General features: G+C 69.4%; 20 protein-coding genes and 5 pseudogenes. 16 read left to right on the top strand and 9 right to left on the bottom strand.

From position 1 onward, the window contains the following. Nucleotides 1-5: 5 nt before the first annotated feature. The 3 genes from trxA to AC07EJ_RS28660 are packed head-to-tail and all read left to right on the top strand — an operon-like array spanning nucleotide 6 to nucleotide 2,486. Entirely contained in the window at nucleotides 6-449 is a 444-nt protein-coding gene (gene trxA, locus AC07EJ_RS28670) for a thioredoxin (protein WP_393588578.1), read from the top strand. A 28-nt stretch (nucleotides 450-477) separates the two neighbouring features. Beyond that, nucleotides 478-741: a UBP-type zinc finger domain-containing protein gene (locus AC07EJ_RS28665; protein WP_030082447.1), complete on the top strand. Its 264-nt coding sequence runs from the start codon at nucleotides 478-480 to the stop codon at nucleotides 739-741. Beyond that, the gene (locus AC07EJ_RS28660) at nucleotides 741-2,486 is read left to right on the top strand and encodes an FAD-dependent oxidoreductase (protein WP_393588561.1); all 1,746 of its coding nucleotides are present in this window, start codon (nucleotides 741-743) and stop codon (nucleotides 2,484-2,486) included. The genes AC07EJ_RS28665 and AC07EJ_RS28660 overlap by 1 nt, the downstream gene beginning before the upstream one ends. Nucleotides 2,487-2,519: 33 nt before the next feature. Here AC07EJ_RS28660 and AC07EJ_RS28655 read toward each other — a convergent pair whose 3' ends face one another. After that, nucleotides 2,520-2,642, bottom strand: coding sequence for a hypothetical protein (locus AC07EJ_RS28655; protein ID WP_478885335.1), 123 nt, complete (start codon nucleotides 2,640-2,642; stop codon nucleotides 2,520-2,522). A gap of 1,238 nt (nucleotides 2,643-3,880) precedes the next feature. Between AC07EJ_RS28655 and AC07EJ_RS28650 the strand changes: the two genes are divergently transcribed. Further along, nucleotides 3,881-4,216 (top strand): hypothetical protein, encoded by a 336-nt coding sequence (locus AC07EJ_RS28650; protein ID WP_478885334.1) that lies wholly within the window; start codon nucleotides 3,881-3,883, stop codon nucleotides 4,214-4,216. 57 nt (nucleotides 4,217-4,273) lie between these two features. Then, entirely contained in the window at nucleotides 4,274-4,921 is a 648-nt protein-coding gene (locus AC07EJ_RS28645) for an HAD family hydrolase (RefSeq protein ID WP_393588566.1), read from the top strand. Here AC07EJ_RS28645 and AC07EJ_RS28640 read toward each other — a convergent pair. Further along, a pseudogene (locus tag AC07EJ_RS28640) lies at nucleotides 4,876-5,083 on the bottom strand (hypothetical protein). The gene AC07EJ_RS28645 and the pseudogene AC07EJ_RS28640 overlap by 46 nt on opposite strands. A 217-nt stretch (nucleotides 5,084-5,300) precedes the next feature. Between AC07EJ_RS28640 and AC07EJ_RS28635 the strand changes: the two are divergent. The 4 genes from AC07EJ_RS28635 (at nucleotide 5,301) to AC07EJ_RS28620 (ending at nucleotide 6,574) form a co-directional block, all read left to right on the top strand. Next, nucleotides 5,301-5,429, top strand: a complete 129-nt coding sequence (locus AC07EJ_RS28635) for a hypothetical protein (protein WP_393588567.1) — start codon at nucleotides 5,301-5,303, stop codon at nucleotides 5,427-5,429. 197 nt (nucleotides 5,430-5,626) lie between these two features. Further along, nucleotides 5,627-5,767, top strand: coding sequence for a hypothetical protein (locus AC07EJ_RS28630; RefSeq protein ID WP_478885333.1), 141 nt, complete (start codon nucleotides 5,627-5,629; stop codon nucleotides 5,765-5,767). A gap of 59 nt (nucleotides 5,768-5,826) precedes the next feature. Then, a complete protein-coding gene (locus tag AC07EJ_RS28625; RefSeq protein WP_393588580.1) occupies nucleotides 5,827-6,129 on the top strand; it encodes an HNH endonuclease in 303 nt (100 codons plus the stop codon). A 196-nt stretch (nucleotides 6,130-6,325) separates the two neighbouring features. Beyond that, nucleotides 6,326-6,574: an ANTAR domain-containing protein gene (locus AC07EJ_RS28620; protein WP_478885332.1), complete on the top strand. Its 249-nt coding sequence runs from the start codon at nucleotides 6,326-6,328 to the stop codon at nucleotides 6,572-6,574. Between the two features lie 26 nt (nucleotides 6,575-6,600). Here the strand turns inward: AC07EJ_RS28620 and uvrA are convergent, their stop codons facing one another. Next, on the bottom strand, nucleotides 6,601-9,069 hold the full coding sequence (gene uvrA, locus AC07EJ_RS28615) for an excinuclease ABC subunit UvrA (RefSeq protein WP_478885331.1): 2,469 nt from the start codon (nucleotides 9,067-9,069) through the stop codon (nucleotides 6,601-6,603). A 169-nt stretch (nucleotides 9,070-9,238) separates the two neighbouring features. After that, nucleotides 9,239-9,983: pseudogene (locus AC07EJ_RS28610) on the bottom strand (transposase family protein). Between the two features lie 565 nt (nucleotides 9,984-10,548). Between AC07EJ_RS28610 and AC07EJ_RS28605 the strand changes: the two are divergent. The 4 genes and pseudogenes from AC07EJ_RS28605 to AC07EJ_RS28590 all read left to right on the top strand — a co-directional run bounded on the left by AC07EJ_RS28605 (nucleotide 10,549) and on the right by AC07EJ_RS28590 (nucleotide 15,194). Beyond that, nucleotides 10,549-11,667: a hypothetical protein gene (locus AC07EJ_RS28605; RefSeq protein WP_393588574.1), complete on the top strand. Its 1,119-nt coding sequence runs from the start codon at nucleotides 10,549-10,551 to the stop codon at nucleotides 11,665-11,667. 122 nt (nucleotides 11,668-11,789) lie between these two features. Next, nucleotides 11,790-13,164, top strand: a pseudogene (locus AC07EJ_RS28600) (IS1380 family transposase). Between the two features lie 734 nt (nucleotides 13,165-13,898). Further along, nucleotides 13,899-14,726, top strand: coding sequence for an LLM class F420-dependent oxidoreductase (locus AC07EJ_RS28595; RefSeq protein ID WP_478885330.1), 828 nt, complete (start codon nucleotides 13,899-13,901; stop codon nucleotides 14,724-14,726). 33 nt (nucleotides 14,727-14,759) lie between these two features. After that, nucleotides 14,760-15,194 carry a TIGR03668 family PPOX class F420-dependent oxidoreductase gene (locus tag AC07EJ_RS28590; protein WP_478885329.1) on the top strand — a complete coding sequence of 145 codons (435 nt, stop codon included), beginning with the start codon at nucleotides 14,760-14,762 and terminating at the stop codon, nucleotides 15,192-15,194. Nucleotides 15,195-15,332: 138 nt separating this feature from the next. Here the strand turns inward: AC07EJ_RS28590 and AC07EJ_RS28585 are convergent. Then, nucleotides 15,333-15,533 (bottom strand): annotated as a pseudogene (locus AC07EJ_RS28585) (HAD hydrolase-like protein); the annotation flags it as partial. A gap of 1 nt (nucleotide 15,534) precedes the next feature. On the opposite strand from AC07EJ_RS28585, the pseudogene AC07EJ_RS28580 reads away from it, so the two are divergent. Next, nucleotides 15,535-15,858: pseudogene (locus tag AC07EJ_RS28580) on the top strand (aldo/keto reductase); the annotation flags it as partial. A gap of 214 nt (nucleotides 15,859-16,072) precedes the next feature. Here the strand turns inward: AC07EJ_RS28580 and AC07EJ_RS28575 are convergent. Beyond that, nucleotides 16,073-16,780 (bottom strand): MmyB family transcriptional regulator, encoded by a 708-nt coding sequence (locus AC07EJ_RS28575; RefSeq protein WP_478885328.1) that lies wholly within the window; start codon nucleotides 16,778-16,780, stop codon nucleotides 16,073-16,075. A 53-nt stretch (nucleotides 16,781-16,833) separates the two neighbouring features. Between AC07EJ_RS28575 and AC07EJ_RS28570 the strand changes: the two genes are divergently transcribed. Together AC07EJ_RS28570 and AC07EJ_RS28565 are read left to right on the top strand one after the other, a co-directional pair. Continuing rightward, nucleotides 16,834-17,094 carry a hypothetical protein gene (locus AC07EJ_RS28570; protein ID WP_478885327.1) on the top strand — a complete coding sequence of 87 codons (261 nt, stop codon included), beginning with the start codon at nucleotides 16,834-16,836 and terminating at the stop codon, nucleotides 17,092-17,094. Between the two features lie 582 nt (nucleotides 17,095-17,676). Beyond that, nucleotides 17,677-18,099, top strand: coding sequence for a hypothetical protein (locus AC07EJ_RS28565; RefSeq protein WP_478885326.1), 423 nt, complete (start codon nucleotides 17,677-17,679; stop codon nucleotides 18,097-18,099). Between the two features lie 303 nt (nucleotides 18,100-18,402). Here the strand turns inward: AC07EJ_RS28565 and AC07EJ_RS28560 are convergent, their stop codons facing one another. The 3 genes from AC07EJ_RS28560 to AC07EJ_RS28550 form a co-directional block, all read right to left on the bottom strand. Continuing rightward, a complete protein-coding gene (locus tag AC07EJ_RS28560; protein ID WP_478885325.1) occupies nucleotides 18,403-19,641 on the bottom strand; it encodes an MFS transporter in 1,239 nt (412 codons plus the stop codon). Between the two features lie 138 nt (nucleotides 19,642-19,779). Continuing rightward, nucleotides 19,780-20,760, bottom strand: coding sequence for a PDR/VanB family oxidoreductase (locus AC07EJ_RS28555; protein ID WP_478885324.1), 981 nt, complete (start codon nucleotides 20,758-20,760; stop codon nucleotides 19,780-19,782). After that, on the bottom strand, nucleotides 20,757-21,197 hold the full coding sequence (locus AC07EJ_RS28550; protein ID WP_393583771.1) for a hypothetical protein: 441 nt from the start codon (nucleotides 21,195-21,197) through the stop codon (nucleotides 20,757-20,759). The genes AC07EJ_RS28555 and AC07EJ_RS28550 overlap by 4 nt, the downstream gene beginning before the upstream one ends. Nucleotides 21,198-21,226 lie beyond the last annotated feature (29 nt).

Below are 21,226 nucleotides of genomic sequence, written 5' to 3'. Positions count from 1 at the left end.
GCACGATGGCAACGAGCCGGACCAAGACGGTCGTCTGTGAGTCGTGCGGCCGCAAGAACCGGGTGCCGGCAGTGGGGGCCGGGCGCCCCAAATGCGGAAACTGCGGTACCCCGTTGCCATGGATCGTCGATGCTGGCGATGACGACTTCGCGGAGATCGCCGAAAAGGCGGCGCCCATCGTCCTCGTCGACCTCTGGGCCACCTGGTGCGGTCCCTGCCGCATGGTCAGCCCCGCACTGGAACAGGTCGCCCGCGAGCTCGCCGGAAAGATCAAGCTCGTCAAGGTCGATGTCGACCAGGCCCCCAGGCTGTCCCAGCGATTCCAGGTGCAGGCCGTGCCGACCCTGCTCCTTCTCGACCAGGGAGAGGCGATCGCGCGACAGGCCGGCGCCGCCCCCGCCAACGTGCTGCGCCAATGGGTCGAGGAGACCATCGCGGGTCGCCGCTGAGCCCGTCCGCCAAGGAAGGACGACCATCATGACTACCGAAAGCGACTGGCACCTGTCGCTCGTGCGCCCGGTGACGCCGCGCACCCCCGAGGGCTGCGAGGAATGCCTGCGCCTCGGCTCTCCCTGGGTGCACCTCAGGCTGTGCCTGACCTGCGGACACGTCGGATGCTGTGACTCCTCGCCACTCAAGCACGCCCGTCTGCACGCCGCCAACGTCGGCCACCCCATCGTGCAGCCCCTCGAGCCGGGAGAGAACTGGCGCTGGTGTTACGTCCACGAGGCCGTGGTCTGATGACTGCCGCGGGCCCGGACGGGATACCCACCGAAACCCCTGATCTGCACGGCGCCTACCCCCGGCTGACGCTGGAACAGCTCGATGCGCTGGCCCAGTACGGCGAGTACCGCCCCACTCAGCGGGGCGAGGTGCTGTTCCGCGAGGGCGAACCGTGCGAGGAGTTCCTTGCCATCGTCAGCGGGATGGTCGAGGTCATCCACGACTACGGCGGTCCCGACCAACGTACCGTGGCGGTACACGGCCCCGGCCGCTTTCTGGGGGAACTCGGTCTGCTCGAAGGCCAGACGGCGTTCGACACCGCGGTCGTACGCGAGCCCGGCCAGGTCCTCGCGGTCCCGCTGGAGCGCCAGCGGGCCCTGGTGGCACGCGATCCGGTCCTCGGGGACCTGGTTCTGCGCGCCTACCTCGGCCGCCGGTCCCTGCTCATCGGCCTAGGCGCCGGCTTCCGGATCCTGGGCTCGTGCTACTCCCCCAACACCCTGCGGCTGCGTGAATTCGCCGCCCGCAACCGGCTACCACACCGATGGATCGACCTGGAGAAGGACAAGGAAGCCGAGGCGCTGCTGCGCCGGTTCGGCATCCGTCCGGACGAGACCCCGGTCGTCTTGTGGAAGGGAGAGCAGGTACTGCGCAATCCCAGCATCGCGGACCTCGCCCGCCTCATCGGACTCCCCACCTCTGCGCACGGCGACGGTGAATACGACCTGGTGGTGATCGGCGCGGGCCCGGCCGGGCTCGCCGCCGCCGTCTACGGCTCATCCGACGGCCTCGTCACCGTAGCCGTCGACGCCATAGCCACCGGAGGCCAGGCCGCCACCTCCTCGCGCATCGAGAACTATCTGGGCTTCCCGTCCGGGATCTCGGGTGGCGAACTCATGGAACGCTCGGTGCTCCAGGCCCGCAAATTCGGCGCACAGCTCGCCGTCCCCGCCGAGGTCACCTCGCTCGAACCGCGCGACGGCCGGTACGCCCTCACCTTCGCGGACGGCTCCCAAATCCAGGCCGCCACCATCGTCCTGGCCTCGGGAGTGCGCTACCGCAGGCTCGACGTCCCCGGCATCGACCGGCTGGGAGGCTCCAGCGTCTACTACGCCGCCACACTCCACGAAGCCAACCTGTGCCGGACGGACCCCGTGGCGGTGGTCGGCGGGGGCAACTCCGCAGGCCAGGCGGTGCTCTTCCTCGCCGAATACGCGCCCAAGGTGTATCTGATCGTCCGCAGCGGCGACCTCGGCAAGGACATGTCACGCTATCTGGTGGACCAGGTGACACGCCATCCGAAGGTCGAGGTGCTGACCCACACCGAAGTGCGCCAGGTCAGCGGAGAGGGCACCCTGCAGTCGTTGACCGTGGAGGACAACGCCTCCGGCGACCGTCGCGAACTGCAGGCCCGCGCCCTGTTCGTGTTCATCGGCGCCCGGCCGCACACCGAGTGGCTGAAGAACGTGATCGCGCTGGACCGACGGGGGTTCGTGCTCACCGGCGCCGACGCCCGGGCAGCGGCCGACGAGAACATCTGGGAATCGCTCGGGCGCGGGCCACTGATGCTGGAGACCACGATGCCGGGTGTCTTCGCTGCGGGTGACGTCAGGAGCGGGTCCGTCAAGCGGGTCGCCTCCGCCGCTGGGGAGGGCGCCATAGCCGTTCGGCTCGTCCATGAACACCGGGCTCAGGAAGGAAATCTCGTCCGCGGGTCCGGCGTGAGCGAGCCTCGGTCCGTGCCGGGCCAGTCGGTGTCCTGACGCTCGCCGGAGGCGGCCTGGCGGACCGCCCGGTCAGTCCTCCAGACCGACGCCGAGGGCGCCACCCAGCGTTCCCACGGACGTGATGAAGCAAGCGAGGGAGAGGTAGCTGCCCGCGTTCGGCTCGTGCCCGGCAGCGGAAGGGGGATGCGGCATGCCCGAGTTGGCTCTCGCGATACTCGTTCCGGTCGGTCTGCTGGCTGGAGGCCTGGGGACGTTCTTGGTCTGAGTCCGCCTGGGAACGAAGGAACCGTTGAATCACGACCACCGGATGCCGGAGACCCATTTTCGACAGGGTGACGGTCCCGGCGGCTGACCGGCGGCGGCCACCGCACAGGTCTATGACGAGCCGATCGGCGCCGAGCCGCCCCTCGTCGACGAACACCGGGTCAGCGCCGAGTGGCACCGCGAGTACATCGCCAGCAATCGCGAACACGCCGAACTCGCCCTGACGCAGGCCGGGGAGCTGCAGACTTGCTCGCCGCGGCGAGACGCACCGAAGGGGCCGGACAAACCGTCCGGCCCCTTCGCCGTGCATGGGAAGAAACGGCGGACACGCTGGTCGTCGCCGGATTGCGGCTTACCCCCGGGTCCTGTAGGGCGTGCGAGCAGGGACTTGCGCGGCTCACCCCCGCGCGGGTGTCGGCGGCGAGCGACGCGACTTCCCCTTGCCCCCCTCAGGCGAGCTTTCGAAACATTCGGCGCTGCCCCCATAGCCGCAGCTCCGAGCACCGGAGCCCTCGTCCCTCCCCCACCCGACTACCACCAGCAGCCAGCCGCATCGACAACGACGCGATCAAACTGATGAGCCATCAGGAAGTCGGCATCAGGTCAGCAAGAACCCTGCCGGAGCAGCTTGCACTCGACCACACCTGCACACGACAGGAGGCCACGCAAAAGCTCCCCTGACCCACATGTTGCGCTTCAGCTCGGGAACCTGGTGGAAGGTCAGCCGCGGGGTGGGCCCCATCCGGGTCGAGTGTGACGCATTCATTCTTGGGGAAGCGGCCCAGGATGTGTACCTCGTAGCGGGCGAGTTGCTCTTCGACGGCCAGGGCGAACTCGTCGGGCGTCGGGTCCTGCGTGTAGTCGGGGTCGAGGAGGAGCATCCCGGCAATGGGGGGCGTCGGGAGCCATCGGCCCAGTTCCTGCCGGTGCCATGCCGCGGCCGACTCGGCTGGGGGCAGCATGAGGGTCTCGGCACGAGGTGGCCCGTTCTGGGGTGCTCTCAGCATGCGACGGTCGACTGACGTTGAGGCGCTCACCGATTGCCGTCAGGGGGCGGGGGGCGGGGGGCGGGCAAGCCATCCGCGAACGGCAAGGACTCCCCGCACGGGAAAGGCTCCGGGAACGGCAAGAACTCCGGGCAAGGCAGGGGCTCAGGGCGCGGCACGGTGCCCGGCCCGCGCGACGGGGCGGCGGACTCCGCGCCGTCCGTCGGGCTGCCACCGCATCTGGCCGGGGCGGACGAACTGGGCGACGACGCTGACGTGCCCGACTGGTGGCGGGTGGAGCCGGCACCGTTCGGGCCGGGGGAGACCGTTCCGGGGATCGTCGTCGGTGGGCTGGTGGTGTGGCTGTGGGGCTGGCTCGACGGGCGGTGGGGTGAGCCCAGCGCCCAGGAACGGCTGGGGCAGGAGATGGCCGACGGGCTGCCTGGAATCGTGCGGGTCGCGGCGGTCGCCTCGGCGTTGTTCCTGGTGTGGCGGATGCGGCGGGTGCCCCGCTGAGGGGGCCGGGGTCGTGCCTCCCTGACCGGGGATGCCGCCGCAGGCACAATGGCAGGCATGGCTGCACACTCTCTGACGGTTGGCTTCGACCTCGACATGACGCTGATCGACTCGCGCCCGGGCATCAAGGCCCTCTATCAGGAGCTGTCGGCCAGGACCGGCACCTTCATCGACGCCGACCTCGCGGCGAGCCGGCTGGGGCCCCCGCTGGAGCAGGAGATCCGCCACTGGTTCCCCGAGGAGCGGGTGGCAGAAACCGCCGCTCTCTTCCGCGAGCTGTATCCGCAATACGCAGTCGCGGCGACGCCCGCCCTGCCCGGCGCCCGGGAGGCCATCGACGCGATCCACGCAGCGGGAGGCCGGGCGATCGTGGTGACGGCAAAGTACGAGCCCAACGCCAAGCTGCACCTGGAACACCTCGGCCTCGACGTGGACGCCCTCTTCGGTTCCCTGTGGGCAGAGGGCAAGGCCGAGGCGCTGCGCAAGCACCATGCGCAGGTCTACGTCGGCGACCACATCGGTGACGTCGTCGGAGCGCACACCGCGGGCGCGCTGTCCGTCGCGGTCGCCACCGGCCCGTGCGATGCCACGGAGCTGCGCAACGCCGGTGCCGAGGTGGTGCTCGCGGACCTGACGGAGTTTCCGTCCTGGCTGGAGCGCTATGTGGCGGAAGTGGTGGACGGGGGCGACGGCGCCGCCACCTGACGGCGCTGAGCCGTGGCGGAACGGATCACTCCAGCCGCGGCGATCAGAAAACCGAGGCCCATCAGCATGCACACCCAGTAGAAGACGGACCGCAGCGGTTCGGGTCCCGAGGAACAGCGGCGCCACCGTGGCGAGAGTGGCCACTGCGTCAGCTAGGAACATGATCGCGCCGATTCGGACCAGCAGATCCCCGGTCCTGCGCTTGCCGAATATCTCATCCGGCCCTGGTGAGAGCGGGTGTGCCCGGTTTCGCCGATGTCGACCTCGGTTGCTCGAGTCTGCGCTCTCGCGCAGTTGGAGGTCGCCGCGGCATGATGATCAACCGTGCTGCTTCGACTGGCTTACCTGGGTGTGACGAACGCGTTCGCGGCATTTCGCCGTGCAGACCGCGATGATCGGCTTCGCGGCGGTCCTCTCCTGCGGCGCCGTTGTGTCGGTCGCCGTCGCGTTGCGCGACCGCGCACCCGGTCCCGGCGCGCTCTCGGCGCAGTCCGCTCGCCCCTCCTGACCTCCCTGCGGCGCATGCGCCACCGGTTGCCTGAGAGGCGCGGACCCGGGCACTCGGTGCGGGCGCGCGTGACACGGATCCACGGCAGACGGGAGGCCCGAGATGTCTGCGGAATCGGCCAGAACGATCGCGCTCCCCTCCGGTGAGCAGATCGCGGCGCTCGGGCAGGGCACCCGGTAAACCGCCTGCAATGGGTGATGGAGACATCCATGCTCAAGACACTGGCGTCGAAGCACAGATCGACCGTCACGAAGATGGCCCGAAAGCACAAGCGACCACCGACACCCCGGACGGCCCTCGAAAATGCTTTGAAGTCATCGTCGAGCGCGGAGGTGTGAAGAAGGCGCTGGTTGCCCGCTTCGGCGGCATCCCGCTCAAACGGCAGCGCACAGCGGTAATGACCGACCGAGAGCCGTTGAAACCCAACCACATCAGCACCACCGAGTTGGTGAAGCGGCTCCTCGCGGACTGCTGCGAGATATGCGGATCGACGAGCCGGATTGAGGTCCATCACATCCGGAAACTCGCCGAACTCAAGCAACAGGGCCGAGCCGAGCGCCCCGTGTGGGTGAAGTTGATGGCAATGAGACGACGTAAGACCCTGGTCGTCTGCCGGCCTTGCCACGAGGACATCCACGCGGGACGAGCGACCTCATCCACCCGGAAAAGATCACTGGAGAGCGGTGTGCTGGGAAACTAGCCCGCACCGTTCGGGAAGGGGCCGTCGGAAAAGGACCCGGGCCACGGGCACCTCGTCGGCGGCCTACTTCACTCCGCCGATGGCAGCGGAACGGCACCTGACACCAGATCCACCCGGCTCCAGTCCCTGGCCGACGCGAAGGGTGCGATCACGTGGGACCTGAGCGTCGACTCCACGGTCTGCCGCGCACACCAGCATGCGGCCGGGGCCCGCAATCAAGGCGCTCTGCAGGGCGATCGGCATCGTCGTCACGCTGGCCCGCCTGCGCGCAGAGGACAGCCGGGACGTCCTACGGGAGATCTCCCAGCACACCGACATCAAGATGCGCCACGTCGCCGAACTCATCGTGCAGTGGGCCCAGGCGGGACACCTCGCGAGCGATATCCGCCACAAGCTGGAACGCAGCATGGCGACGCGCGCGACCCTGCGCCCCGAACCCGGCTGACCGGTCCTCAGCCCCTCGCTCCGTCGTCAGGAGCGCGCCAGCCGGGCCGCGAGATAGGGCGCGGTGGCGCTGCGGCGGGCCCTCGCCACCTTGGCCGGCGGGCCCGCCGCGACCACCCGCCCGCCCGCGTCGCCGCCGCCCGGCCCGAGGTCGATGACCCAGTCGGCGGTGGCGATCGTGTCCAGGTCGTGCTCGACGAGGACGACCGTGTTGCCGGCGTCGACGAGCCGGTGCAGCTGTCGCAGCAGCAGCGCGATGTCCGAGGGGTGCAGCCCCGCCGTCGGCTCGTCGAGCAGGTAGAGCGCGTGCCCACGGCGGGCTCGCTGCAGTTCGGTGGCCAGTTTGATGCGTTGCGCCTCACCACCGCTGAGTTCCGTCGCAGGCTGGCCCAGCCGCAGGTACCCCAGTCCCACCTCGCGCAACGTCTCCAGACTGCGGGAGGCGGCCGGGACGGCGGACAGGAACTTGGCGGCGGCGTCGACGGACAGCGCCAGTACTTCCGCGATGTTCTTGCCGCGGTAGGTGACTTCCAGCGTTTCGGCGTTGTACCGGGCGCCCTGGCAGGTCGGGCACGGCGCGTAGGTGCCGGGCAGGAACAGCAGTTCCACCGCGACGAATCCTTCGCCCTGGCAGGTCTCGCACCGCCCTTCGGGCACGTTGAAGGAGAACCGCCCGGCCGAGTAGCCGCGCGCCCTGGCCTCGCGCGTCGCCGCGTACAGCTTGCGCACCGCGTCGAACATCCCCGTGTACGTGGCCAGGTTGGACCGGGGAGTCCGGCCGATGGGCCGTTGGTCGACCCGCACCAGCCGGTCGAACGACTCGACCCCCGACGCGTCCTGGAGGTCGACCTCCAGCTGCGCCTCGTCGGGCTCCTCGGGTACGAGTCCGAGGTGGCCGCGGACGACCTCGGCGAGGACCTGCGTCACCAGCGTCGACTTTCCGGAACCGGACACGCCCGTCACCGCCGTCAGTACGCAGAGCGGTACGTCGACGGACACGTCGTGCAGATTGTGGCGGGAGACGCCGCTCAGGTGCAGCCAGCCGTGCGGTGTGCGCGGGCGGTGATCGAGCGGCTGGGCGCGCCCGAACAGGTACTGGCTCGTGGCCGACTCCCCGACCCGCTCAAGACCGGCGACCGGGCCGCTGTAGAGCACGCGTCCGCCGCCCTCACCCGCGCCGGGACCGATGTCGACCACCCAGTCTGCCCGCCGTACGACGTCCATGTCGTGCTCCACGACGAACAGCGAGTTGCCCGCCGCCTTGAGGCGGTCCAGCACGTCCAGTAGCGGTTCCGCGTCAGCCGGGTGCAGGCCCGCGGAGGGTTCGTCGAGAACGTAGACGACGCCGAACAGCCCCGAGCGCAGCTGGGTGGCGATCCGCAGGCGCTGCGCCTCCCCGGGCGACAGGGTCGTCGAGCGGCGCCCGAGGCTGAGATATCCGAGGCCCAGGTCGAGCAGTACGTCGACCCGCGCGACCAGATCGCCGCAGATCCGGACCGCGACCTCGGTCGTCTCCCCGGATCGGGCCGTCGACGTGGTGGCGTCGGCCTCGGACCGCCCCGCGACGGGCCGCAGCAGCGCCACGACCTCGGTGAGCGGCATCGCGTTGATCTCGGCGATGGAACGTCCGGCGAAGGTCACGGCGAGCGCCTCGGGCCGCAGTCCGCTGCCGTGACACTCGGGGCAGGGCACACTCCTGACGAACCGGAGCGCCCGTTCGCGCATCTTCTCGCTCTTGGAGTCGGCGAGGACGTGCATGACGTGCTTGCGGGCGCTCCAGAACTTGCCCTGGTAGCCGTAGTCGACGCGATCCTCCTCCGGCTCGATGTACACGGAGGGCTGCTCGTCCGTGTACAGCAGCCAGTCCCGGTCCTTCTTCCTGAGCCTGCGCCACGGTCGGTCGATGTCGATCCCCAGGCCGCTCACGACACTGCGCAGGTTGGCGCCCTGCCAGGCGCCCGGCCAGGCGGCGATCGCCCCCTCGCGGATGCTCAGCGAGGGGTCCGGGACGAGCAGGTCCTCGGCGACGTCGTGCACGACGCCCAGTCCGTGGCACTCCGGGCAGGCGCCGGCCGCGGTGTTGGGTGAGAACGACTCGGCCTCCAGCCGCGCTGCCCGGGGCGGATAGGTACCGGCGCGGGAGTACAGCATGCGCAGCAAATTGGACAGCGTGGTGATGGTGCCGACGGTCGATCGCGAGCTGGGCGACCCGCGTCGCTGCTGCAGGGCCACGGCGGGTGGCAGTCCGGTGATTTCCTGCACGTGCGGTGCGCCGACCTGTTGCAACAGCCTTCGGGCGTACGGTGCTACGGACTCGAAGTAGCGCCGCTGGGCCTCCGCGTAGAGCGTGCCGAACGCGAGCGAGGACTTGCCCGAACCGGAGACGCCGGTGAAGGCGACCATCGCGTCCCGCGGAACGTCGACATCGATGTTCCGCAGATTGTTCTCACTGGCGCCCCGGACATGCACGAAGGGGTCGGTCGCGTCCGTGTTCACCGTTCCTGATTACCTGATCGCACCGGGAACCGCGCGACAGGCGCCGTCACCGGGCCCCGCTCACACGAGCGTCCGGAGTATCCCGGATCCATTTTCGATACACGGCCTGAAAGCGTGTTGCATAAGGGTGTGGGTAGGCAGGTTGAGCTGCGGTTCGGGGCCTTGCTGGTCATGCCGTGAGGGCGAGGTTGTGCATGCGGGCGATGGCCTGGACAGTGGTGGAGACTGTCGCCGCGCTGCCGGCAGTCGCGGAGGATCTTGTAGTTCTTCATGCGGGCGAAGGCGTGCTCGACGCGGGCGCGGACCTTGCGGTGCTCGGCGTTGTCCGCTTCCTCGCCCGCGAGGAGGGGACGTCCTGGGCGTTTGCGGTGCGGGACGACGAGCCCGGTGTTGATGTAGGCGCCGTCAGTGTTCGGCCAGGCCGGATTCTCTCCACACGCGGGCGTCTGCCCGGTCGCCGGGCGCGGGACGAGCTGTGGCGATGACCAGTTTCGTGGCGGCGTCGATAATGTCCTGCACATTCGCCGAGAACCGTCGGTTGCGGCTGGAGGCGCCGACCTGCCGGTCACGGACCAGGATCAGCGTGCCGTCCACGATCCGCAACCGGTCCGTGGCATCGGCCGGGCGTCGGACCGGCTCGATGGCCAGCACAGGACCGAGTCGCTGAATCACCCGGCACCGGTCGCCGGCGAGACGCCGAACAGCGGCGCGAGCTGCCGCATGGTGAGGTTCGTGCGGTAATAGACAGCCACCACCAGCACCCGGTCCGCCAAAGGCAGGCACCACGGACGACCAGTCCGCGGACCATCACCACCTCGTTCCCGGACAGCTCTCAGCAGCCCTGCGAACTGCCGCATCCGCAACCCGGTGAACGTCTCCACCCACAACGGATCAGCCCTCAACACAGCACCCATGCAAGGGAAATGCCCGGCCCAAAGCCTTCTGCAACACGCTTTCAAACGGGTGGCGTCGGCGGCCGGTGAGGGTGCCATGGCTATCCGCCTCGTGCACGAGCACCGGGAAAAGACGGGCAACCTGGTCCGCACCGCGGGCCTCGAGGGCCCCGGCCGGTGGCGGGCCATAGAGAGGCACTCGGCATCGTGCTGGTGTCGGACGAGGGGACGCAACGACTGCGGTGTGAGCAGGAACGCCGCAGTGACATGGACGAGCAGGAACAGCGCGGCGTAGAGGCAGTGATGCCCATGAACAAGGTGATCACGGTGACGAGGTTGAACAGGAGGCGGGCCTGCTGCCGATCGATCTCGTCGCGGTGCCCGGTGTGGCGCGGAGCGGGTGTTCGCGGTAGCGCACGCAACCGTGGCCCGGTGGTGGGGCGGGCCCTGCACGGGGAGGACGAGGAGATCTGACCGTACCGCCTGCACCTGCTGGCAGGGGCCAGCGTGTCACGCGGCGTCGGCGATACCTCGGGGGCATCCTGTGGGCACGGGCGGTCGGGGGGCAGCCGACGAGGGTCCAGTCATGCGGGTGTCGTCTCGGGGCGTTACGGTCGTGGCTCTCCTGGCGGATCCGGATGCGCCGACGGAGATCGCGCAGCGCATGGCCCAGACACTTACTGCTCGGCTCGCCGACAAGTCGGGCCAGGGACGACGGTTCGACGTCGAGGTCGTCAGTGAGCCCTTCACCGCAGGGACCGAGGACTTGCCCACCTTGATGCGCCGGATCATGGATCGCGGAAGTTCGGAGGATTGGGACATCGTCGTGGCCCTCACCGACCTTCCGCTGCACACGCACGGGCGCAAGCTCGTTGTGAATCTGAGTCACGAACACGGCTTGGCGTTGTTGTCTCTTCCCTCTTTGGGGGGCTTTCGGCTGTATACGAGGGCTCAGCGGGCCGTGGAAGAAGCCGTGCTGGGCTTGGCAGGTGGGGCTGAAGGACCTTCGCAGAGTCAGCCGCTGCTGGGGCCCTTTGCCGGTCGACTCGCGCCCATCCACCCGGTCCCGGTCGGTGGGGAGGAGACCGCCGATCTTCGGTACGTCGTCAGCGGGCCGCGCGGTTACCTGCGGGTGCTCGTCGGTATGGTCCGCGCCAACCGACCGTGGCGGTTGGTGCCGGGGCTGTCGAAAGCCCTGGCAGCCGCACTTGCCACGGGAGCAGTCGCCACCGTGAACTCCACCGTCTGGAGCCTGGCCGAGGCCCTGAGCGCGCCGCGCCTCGTGATCGCCATGGTCGGGTCCGTCGGGGTCATGATCGGCTGGCTGATCGTAGACGCGCAGCTATGGCATCGCTCCGCAGAGGGCTCGCTGGAGGCGAGGCAGAGAGCGAGACTCTACAACGCCTCGACGGTCGTGACCGTGGGTATCGGGGTGCTCGTCTGCTACGTGGGCTTGATGGTCATCAACTTGGTGTGGGCGCTGTTTATCCTCAACGACCAAGTGTTCGCTTCCATGACACGAACCCCGCTGCACGCAACGGGCTACTGGACGTTGTCATGGTTCGTCGCTTCGGTCGCCACGGTGGGCGGCGCACTGGGATCGGGCTTGGAGAGCGACGAGGCGATCAGGGCAGCCGCCTACGCCAAGCGCGAACAGGAACGTCGCCTCATGCTCCAGGACGACCACGGTGACTATTTAGCCTAGCCTCGCGCTTTCACGAGGTGGGCTGTCCGATGGCAGATCAAATAAGCGAGGAGTGCCTCTGACCTGGGACGATGGGACTTTTCTAGGGTCCTGTTCGTCATCAGGAAAGCTGCGCTCCTCAGGTGACGAAGAGTATCGGGTCTTACCCGCGTGTACGTGTCCGGGCGACGGTCGCCACGTCGTCTCGCAGGCCGGTTCGGTCCTGCTCGTCGAAACAGTCCGCAAGAGTGGGCTTGACCAGGCGATATCCGCCGCGCTCGCGCCCTGGCGGAAACCGCGGGCCGTCCACGATCCCGGCAAGATCCTCCTGGACCTCGCGCTGGCGGTAGCCCTCGGTGGGGACTGCCTCGCCGACATCGCCACGCTGCGGTCCGAGCCGGACGTCTTCGGCCCGGTCGCCTCCGACTCGACCGTCTCGCGCCTGATCGACACCCTCGCCGCCTCCGGCGAGAAGGCACTGCAGGTCATCCACCGGGCCCGGGCCGAAGTCCGCTCCCGCATCTGGCCGTTGGCCGGCAACAACGCCCCCGACCAGGGCGGTGGGGTGACGGTCGATCTGGACGGCGTCCTGGTCCTCGCCCACTCCGACAAACAGGACGCGACGGCGACCTGGAAAACGACCTACGGCCACCATCCGCTGATGGGCTTCGTGGACCATGGCCCGGGCGGCACGGGCGAACCGGTGGCAGTCCTGCTGCGGCCCGGAAACGCGGGATCCAACACGGCCGCCGACCACAGCACCGCCACCCGCCTCGCCCTGGCCCAACTGCCCCGAAAATACCGGCGCGGACGGCAAACCCTGATCCGCACGGACTCAGCCGGGGCACCCAAGCGTTCGTATCATGGCTCACCCGGCGGGGCCGGTGGCTGTCCTATTCCGTCGGAATGACGATCACCGAGACCATCCACCAACACGTTCTGAAGATCCCCGAACCGGCCTGGACACCGGCCATCGAGACCAGTGGCGAGGTGAGGGACGGGGCCTGGGTCGCCGAACTGGCCGCCGGCGTCCTGGACGGCTGGCCGCTGGCCATGCGGCTGATCGTCCGCAGGGAACGGCCGCATCCCGGGGCCCAGTTGAGGTTCACGGATGCCGACGGCATGCGGCTCAACTGCTTCGCGACCAACACCGCCAGCCGGCCGATCGCCGAACTCGAGCTTCGTCACCAGCTGCGGGCCCGCGCGGAAAACCGCATCCGGGCCGCCCGGGCCACCGGCCTGCGCAACCTTCCCCTCCACGACACGGCCCAGAACAAGGTCTGGCTGGAGATCGTCCAGATCGCTCTCGACCTGCTGGCCTGGATGCCCATGCTCGCCCTGACCGGCAAGGCCCGGCTCTGGGAGCCCCGCCGCCTGCGGTTCCGCCTGTCCACCGCGGCCGCCCAACTCCTCGCCACGGGCCGTCGGCGGATCCTCCGCCTGGCCCGCCGCTGGCCCTGGACCGACGAGATCACCGCAGCGCTGGCCCGGCTCGCCCTCCTCCCCAACCCAGGCTGACCAGGACCTTCCCCGTTCCTGCGAGCATCAGCATCACAGCCCGGGCAGTGGAACCCGGCGCCCACCCGACGCGACGCTCGGGCCCTTGGCCTGCCTGCGACCCCGCCCAGAAGGCAAAACGGTCCACCGACTCCGTCGGCGGACCGTCGAGAAAGATCGAGGCTAACCATCTGCTGTCCACGATCACGGGGGAACTTCACCGCACAGTTCTCCCCTTTCCGCACGCTCCACGCCGCGCAGCCTCCTGGCCGCCATCGTGTACGACGACTGCCCGGAGCATCTGCGCAACGGGTACGGGGTCCCGGACATCGACCGGCTGGTCCCCGAGGACGCGGACGCCTGTCCTGATGACGGCCGAGGGGCAGCGCAGCCTGTTCGGAGGCCGGCTCGATGAGGAACTGCGCAACGTCGAGGACCAGGCGGCCGCCACCGGCCGCGCCCGGGCCACCATCCAGCTGGTGCTGGGGCAGGTGCCACACGGTCGCGAGGGCCGGGCGCGGATGCTCGACATCGTCTACGAGCTCCGTGACGACCCGCGTGCGATCGCCGGCGTTCTCGCCTCACCGCTGCGGCGCTGCGCGAGGTGGCCCTGCAGCGGCCGGCGGACGCGTGGGTCGGGCAGTGACAGTGGGCATAGGGTCCGGACGCCACGCCGCGGGAGGTCATGCCCGACGAGGAGCGACCGACCGCGTCACACTGACAGCAGGTATGCCGACGAGGCGAGGTGGTCGCGGATGAAGTTCGGAGTATCGACATTTGTCACCGATGAGGGCATTGTCCCCAAGGCGTTGGGACCCGCCCTGGAGGAGCGTGGGTTCGACTCCCTGCTGCTGGCCGAGCACTCGCATATTCCGGTCAAGCGGGAGTCCCCGTACCCGGGGGGCGGTGAGCTGCCGCGGATCTACTACCGGACGCTCGACCCGTTCGTGGCGCTCGCCGCGGCCGCCTCGGTGACCCGTGACCTGCTCCTGGGCACCGGCATCGCTCTGGTGATCCAGCGCGATCCGATCCACACCGCGAAGGAGGTCGCCTCCCTCGATCTGATCTCCGGCGGCCGGGCCGTGTTCGGTGTCGGCGCGGGCTGGAACCGCGAGGAGATGCGCAACCACGGGACGGATCCAGCCGTCCGTGGGCGGCTCATGGACGAACGCATCCGCGCGATGATCGAGTTGTGGACCAAGGAGGAGGCCGAGTTCCATGGCAACTTCGTCGACTTCGATCCCGTCTACGCCTGGCCCAAGCCGGTCCAGAAGCCCCATCCGCCCATCTGGGTCGGGGGCGACAGCGAGCGCGCTTTCGAACGCGTCGCCGCGTACGGTGCGGCGTGGATGCCGAGCGATCTGCCGCTCGAGAAGCTGGGTGAACGCATCGCGCGTATGCGGCGGACGGCCGGTGACCGCCCGTCCGTCGTGGTGTACGCGGGCCGGCACGACCGCAAGGCGCTCGACACCTACGCCGAACTCGGCGTCGAACGCGTCCTGCTGTATCTGCCGACCCTGCCGGAGAACGAGACGCTGCGCACCCTGGACGAACTGGCCGAGGCCACGTCCGGCCACCGGTGACAGCTCGCGGCTGCCGCTGAATAGGAGCTGACCGTGCCGGATATGGCCGGGGACGAGGCGCGCCGCCGCTTCATGACCGCTCGGGTGGCGCGCCTGGCCACGGTGGACGCGGACCTGCGCCCGCATCTGGTGCCGGTCGTCTTCGCGGCCCACGGCGAGGAGATCGTCACCGCCGTCGACTGGAAGCCGAAGAGGTCACAGCAGCTGAAACGCTTGGACAACATCGCGGCCCACCCGGCTGTCTGCCTGCTCGTCGACGCGTACGACGAGGACTGGGAGCGGCTGTGGTGGGTCCGCGCGGACGGTGACGCCCGCGTGCTGCCGCCCGGCACCCAGGGCGAGTACCCGGCGGCCGTCGCCCTGTTGCGGGAGAAGTACGCGCCGTACCGGCAGCGACCGCCGACCGGTCCGGCGCTCGTGATCGCCGTCCGCCGGTGGCACGGCTGGCGTGCCGCGTCGGAGGGGTGACCGTAGGGCAGGCGACACGCCGCCCCCGGCATCACCAGTACCGGCACCATCACGGCTCGTCGTCGCCGTTATTCGGCTACCCGACACCGCCGTTGCCCCGGAGGAGCTGGGTGTCCATCCGCCCGCCGTCCCGACACGCTCCGTGGCATCGCACGGGCCGGTGGCGACCGCGACGGACAGCGCGCCCGCGGTGTGCGCCCCGACGACGTCACCGATGTGGTCGCCGACGTAGACCTGCGCATGGTGCTTGCGCAGCGCCTCGGCCTTGCCCTCTGCCCACAGGGAGCCGAAGAGGGCGTCCGCGTCGAGGCCGAGGTGTTCCAGGTGCAGCTTGGCGTCCGACTTCGCCGACGACGACTGGCGCAAGACCAACCCGCGCTTCACCGGGGAGAACTTCCAGCGCAACCTGCGCATCGTCGACGAAGTCCAGGCCATCGGTGCCGAGATCGACGCGACCCCGGCCCAGACCGCACTGGCCTGGCTACTGACCCGCGCCGACGACATCGCCCCGATCCCGGGAACCCGGCGCGTCGAACGCGTCGAGGAGAACACCGCCGCCGACGCCGTCGAACTCAGCGCCGCCCAGCTCGAGCGCCTCAACAACCTCACCCCCGCCTCGGGAGAACGCCACGACGAGGCGAACATGGCCAGCATCGACCGCTGATCACGGGGTGGGCGGGATCGGATCAGGCTGGCTGTATCGATGTGTGGCGACCAGGTGCAACAGCACTGGGCCGATGAGGACGCGGCCGGCGTCGGAGTCGACGAGGCCCCACAGGCCGCCGAACCTGTCGGGCCAGTCGCCGTTGTCCATCGGGAGGCCACGGACCGGTCCGGACTGGTACCGATCGGTGGGGCGGAGCGTGCGGAGCAGCCGCTCAGTTGAGTCGGTCGATGAGCTCTGCCGCCCGGGTGCGGGTCGCCGCCAGGCTGGCGAGGAGCTTGAGGCGGTCTTCGGAAGTGCTGCCCGGCTCGGCGGTGTAGAGCGTCAGGTCGTGGACTGCGCGCTGGGACACGGGCAGGTCCAGAGACTGATAGGTCAGCTCCAGGTCGCCGACCTCGGGGTGCCGCAGCCGTTTGATGCCGTCGTGGCGGATACGGACGTCGTGGGCGGCCCACAAGGTGCGGAAGTCGGGGCTGAGGGTGGACAGCTCGCCGATGAGGTCGCGCAGGGCCCGATCATGCGGCTCCCGCCCGGCTTCCGCGCGCAACAAGGCGGCAGTGGCGGTGGCGGCGCCGTCGAAGTCGACGAAGAAGTCCTGCGCGCCGGGGTCGAGGAAGATGTAGTGGGCGATGTTGGGGTAGCGGTGCTTATCGGTGGTGGGGCTGTCGAACACCGGGGAGTGCAGGGGCTGGCCGAGCGGGTTGCTGGCGACGATGTCCTGTCGGCCGTTGCGCACGAAGGCCGAGGACAGCGTCACGGGGTCGAGCAGCCACTGGACCGGGGGCGGGACCGGGATGTCCTTGCGTCGTGACGGCGTGCGGCGGGCGGGACGGGCGGCGCGGGCCAGGTCGTACGGGTAGGTGCGCTCGTCGTCGTCCAGTTGCAGGGCGCGGGCGACCGCGTCGACGACGTCGTCGGACACCCCGGCGATGTGGCCCTTCCCCAGCCGGGGCCCTGGCCGATCAGATGGACCTCATGAACCAGGACCTGCCCCAACTCGAATGGGTGCCACTGGAGTTCCGCTACCGATTCAGCTGCGACGAATCCCGCTGCACCAAGCGCGACCTGGCGCTCAGGGACTGGGAAGCCGGCGAGTCGTACCGCAAGTTCCTGCGCCAGTACGGCCAGCAGGGCGTGGAGCAGAAGCCGCGGGAGCACTGGTTCACCCGAATGTTCACTTCGGGCCGTGCCGTCCACCACTTCGTCGGGAACTTCGCCAACCGGCCTGTCCTTTGACAGTGAACCCAGTCGCTCCGTCATCCAACCCATCCACGCCGCTGGCGTCGTCCCGGCACACCGGCTTCAGCGGGGTTGCCGATGCTACTTCTCGGCATTTGATGGGCCGATGCGGACTTCCACGGAGGCAAGCAGCGCCACCGCCCCGGTTCCCGCAAGGACCTGTGCAAGAGGCCACTTGGACAGGGAAATTGCAACTCAATGCGCTCCTGAACGGCCGCTTCCCCAGCGATGGCGTGCGGCGGGACATGTACTCGGCGGTCGCCGAGCTGACGTACGTGTCGGGGTGGATGGCGTTCGACAACAGCGAGCATGACGTCGCTGAGGAACAATTCGTGACCGCCGTGAAACTTGTGGCCCGCGCTGCCAATGCTCCCCTCTCCGGGCACATCCTGCGAGCAATGGCTCACCAGGCGATCGATCTCGGCTTCACCCATGAAGCCTTGACCCTCGCGCAGCGGTCCGTGGAAGGCGAACGGTATGCGGCCGCGACGCCACGAGAACGTGCGCTGCTGCGCGTCGTCCACGCCCGGTCGCTCGCAGCGAACGGCATGAACAAGGCAGGCACAAAAGCTCTACTGCGTGCCGAGGACGACCCTGGCGAAGGCCCACGAGGGGATCGAAGAACCCAACCGCACCTTCTCCTTCGGCGAGGCATCCCTCGCCCACGAGACCGCATGCACACTGCGGGACCTGGGCGACCGGCAAGGCGCTCTGCGGCAGTTCCGGCGCTCTGTACGCACACGTGGTGAAGCATTCCGGCGCACGCACGCAGTCACACTCGGGTACATGGGAGCAACACAGATCGCCGACGGCAGCGTAGAGGAGGCCTGCTCAACATGGTCCGGCGTCCTCGACGCCATGGAGGAGGGCATGTACTCCGGCCGCGCGCAACAGACAGTCGCCGATATGCGGCGGCTCCTGTCTCCCTACCGACGCCGCGGGATTCCCGTGGTGGGTGTGCTGGACGCGCGGGCGACCGCATATTTGGCCCAAGTAGATTGATCGGCAACGCCAATCGATGTTTCACGCGCTCGTTGACGGTCTGCGGGCGAAGATAACCACCGCGGTTGCTCGCCTTCTTCGCTCGGGTCTCTGTCGAGGCGACCTTGCAGCTACGCAGGACCTCACGGAATGCGGGCCCGGTCGTGATGCCCTGCGCAGCAAGGAAGTTGCCCCAGCGGCGCGGCCGGAAGACGAGGTTGAGGTCCGGCCGGTCCTGAAGGACGATCGTCTGCTTCAGGGCCCGCCCCCGTCCGGTCGTGGACGGGGGCGGGCCCTTCGCACACAGAGCCGCGAGGCCGGGGGCTACACGGACTCGGGCACCCTCTCCTCCGACTCCGCCGAGGTGGCCTGCTTCCGGTCCCCCGCCCGGTCGCGGACCGGCAGCATGAACAGGATGGCCAGGGCCGGACCGGCGGCGAGGGTGAGGAAGGCGGCGTTGAAGGACGACGTCGCGGAGAACACCGCGCCCACTGCCAGCGGCACGAGCACGCTGCCGAGCTGCCAGATCGCGTTGGAGATACCCGCCACGCTGCCCGTCACCGAACTGGGCACGAGACGCGGGATGAGGGCGACGAGGAGCGCGGTCCAGCCGTAGGCGGCGGCGCCGAGCAGGGGTGCGAGCCAGATGAAGGCCGTCGCCGAGGACACGTTGCCGAACCACACCAGGGTGGTCGCGAACACCGCGAAGAGCACCAGGCTCGGTGTCTTGCGGGCGCCGCCGAAGAAGCGGTCGGTGATCAGGCCCACCAGCGGTTTCACCGCGACGGCGGTGATGGCGAAGATCGCCACGACCAGTCCCGCGGTGCCGGCGTCGATGTCATGGCCCCTAATCATGAGCGCGTTGGCCCAGGTCACGAAGCCGTACAGGCCCCAGAAGCCGCAGAACCCGGTCAGGCAGGTGAGGACCACGTCACGGTTGCGGAGGAAGGCGCGCAGATCGGGGCCGAGTATCCCGCCGGGTTTCCGCTCGACGACGGGGGCTCGCTTCTGGCCCTTCGCCTCCTGCGGACCGTTCCGGAGCACGAACAGCAGCAGCCCCGCCACGACGACGGAGATGATGCCGAAGAGGTGGTAGGAGGTCCCCCAGCCGTGCCAGGCGATCAGGGCCGGCACGACGGCGTTGGCTATGGCGGTGCCGAGCGAGGTCGCCGTGGTGAAGACGCCCATCGGCATGCCTAGTTTGTTGTTCGGGAACCAGGTGGAGATCAGGCGGATACCGGCCGCGTAGTCGGCCCCGGCGAAGAGACCGACCACCGCCTGCACCGCGATGCCGACGGTCGCCGACTTCGTGGATCCGAAGGCGGTCATGAACACACCGGCACCGGCCAGTGACACGGTGAGCACGATACGGGCGCCGAAGCGGTCCACACCTATGCCGCCGATGGCGTTCGAGATGACGTAACCCACGTAATACGCGGTGGCGAAGACACCGAGGCTCGCCACGGGCACGGCCAGCCCCTCGCCGACGAAGACCGAGGCCGGTCCCCAGGTCGAGCGGTCGATCGACGTCAGGGTGAAGGACAGCCAACACGTGACGAGCACGACCCAGCGGTATGGGGAGGGTGCGACTGCCCGGCTGGGGGTGAGGTGAAGCGGGTTCACTGTTGAACCTCCGCTGCGGAAGAGGGAGCAGAAGGGGGAGGAAAGGGGGACGGGTCATGGACGTGGAACCGGGCAGGCTCACAGATCCAGGATCAGTCGCTGGGAGGCGCAGCCGCCGACGCAGATCATCATCGACGCGTTCTGGGCACGTTCCTGCTCCGAGAGGATGGTATCGGCGTGGACCGGGGTCCCACCGAGCACCTTGGTCTCGCAGGTGCCGCAGAAGCCCTCCTCGCAGGAGGAGAGGACGTCCGGCCGCAGGGTGCGGACAGCCTCGAGGATCGAGGTGCCGGGGGTGACGACCACGGTCGCTCCCGTGCCGGCCAGTTCGACCTCGAAGGCCTCGAAGGGCTCGCCGTCGGCGCCCTCGGGCTCGGACGCGGCGGCGCCGGTGCCCGCCGAGGTGAACTGCTCGGTGTACAGCGGCAGCCCCCTCCGGGCGCCGTCGATCTCCTGACGCAGGGCGGCGAGCAGACCCGGCGGTCCGCAGGCGTGGATCGCGCCGCCTTCGGGCACGTCCCGCACCAGGGCGGGGAGGTCCAGCGGCTGCCCCGCACTGAGGCGGAACGGCGCACCCACTGACTCGGCCAGCGCACGGGCCTGATCGACGAAGGCCATGGTGGTGACGGCGCGCCCGCCGTAGTGGAGCTCCCAGGAGTCGCCGCGCGCCGTGGCCTCGCGTGCCATGGCGAGCACTGGGGTGATCCCGATGCCACCCGCGACGAGGACCTGGTGGACGGCGGACTCCAGCGGGAAGTGGTTGCGCGGGCCGCGGATGGAAAGGGTGCGGCCGATGAGCGCGGTGTCGTGGATCTCGGCGGATCCTCCACGCCCGTCGGCCTCCCGCAGTACGGCGATGGTGTACGCGGGGTCGCCCGGCTCGCCGCACAGCGAGTACTGCCGCACGGTGCCGGACGGCAGCCGCACGTCGATGTGGGCTCCGGCCTCCCACTCCGGCAGGGGGGCGCCGTCGGTCGGAGCGAGGACGAGCGAGACCACGCCGTCGGCCTCCAAGCCGAGCAGGGTGACGGTCACCTCCCGCCAGTCGGGCATGGTCATGACTCCTCCTCCGAGTCGCGGGTACCGCCCCGCAGCACCTGCAGGAAGTGCAGGACGGGCGGCAGGTCGCGCAGCACGGCGACGGTGTCGACGTACTCGCGCAGCACCGCGGCGGACGCGTACTCGTCGTCACTGCTCCAGGACAGGCCGGGGGCGACGACGACGGCGCCGAGCAGAATGCCGGCGGCGCGGGCGGCCTCTCCCAGGGCGGCAACCGCGGCGTGGTCGATGAGAGAGAGGTCGCAGGTGACCAGAGTGATGGCGTCGGCCTGCTCGACGGCCTTGCGGAGGCCGTCGTCGAGCTGGTCGCCGTCGGCGACGGTGACGCCGCCGAGGGCGTCCCGCCGCTCGGCGAGGTTCTCGCGGGCGGTCGGGTCCAGCGGCACGACGAGTACGTCGGCCACGTACGACCGCCTGGTCCACGAATGGCTGGGCATGATGTCTTCTTCCGGTGGGTGCCTACTTC

It is taken from the genome of Streptomyces sp. NPDC045026 (assembly GCF_056432625.1).
Note: the sequence above shows the minus strand (reverse complement) of the source record. Positions and strands in the feature narration are given on the sequence as shown.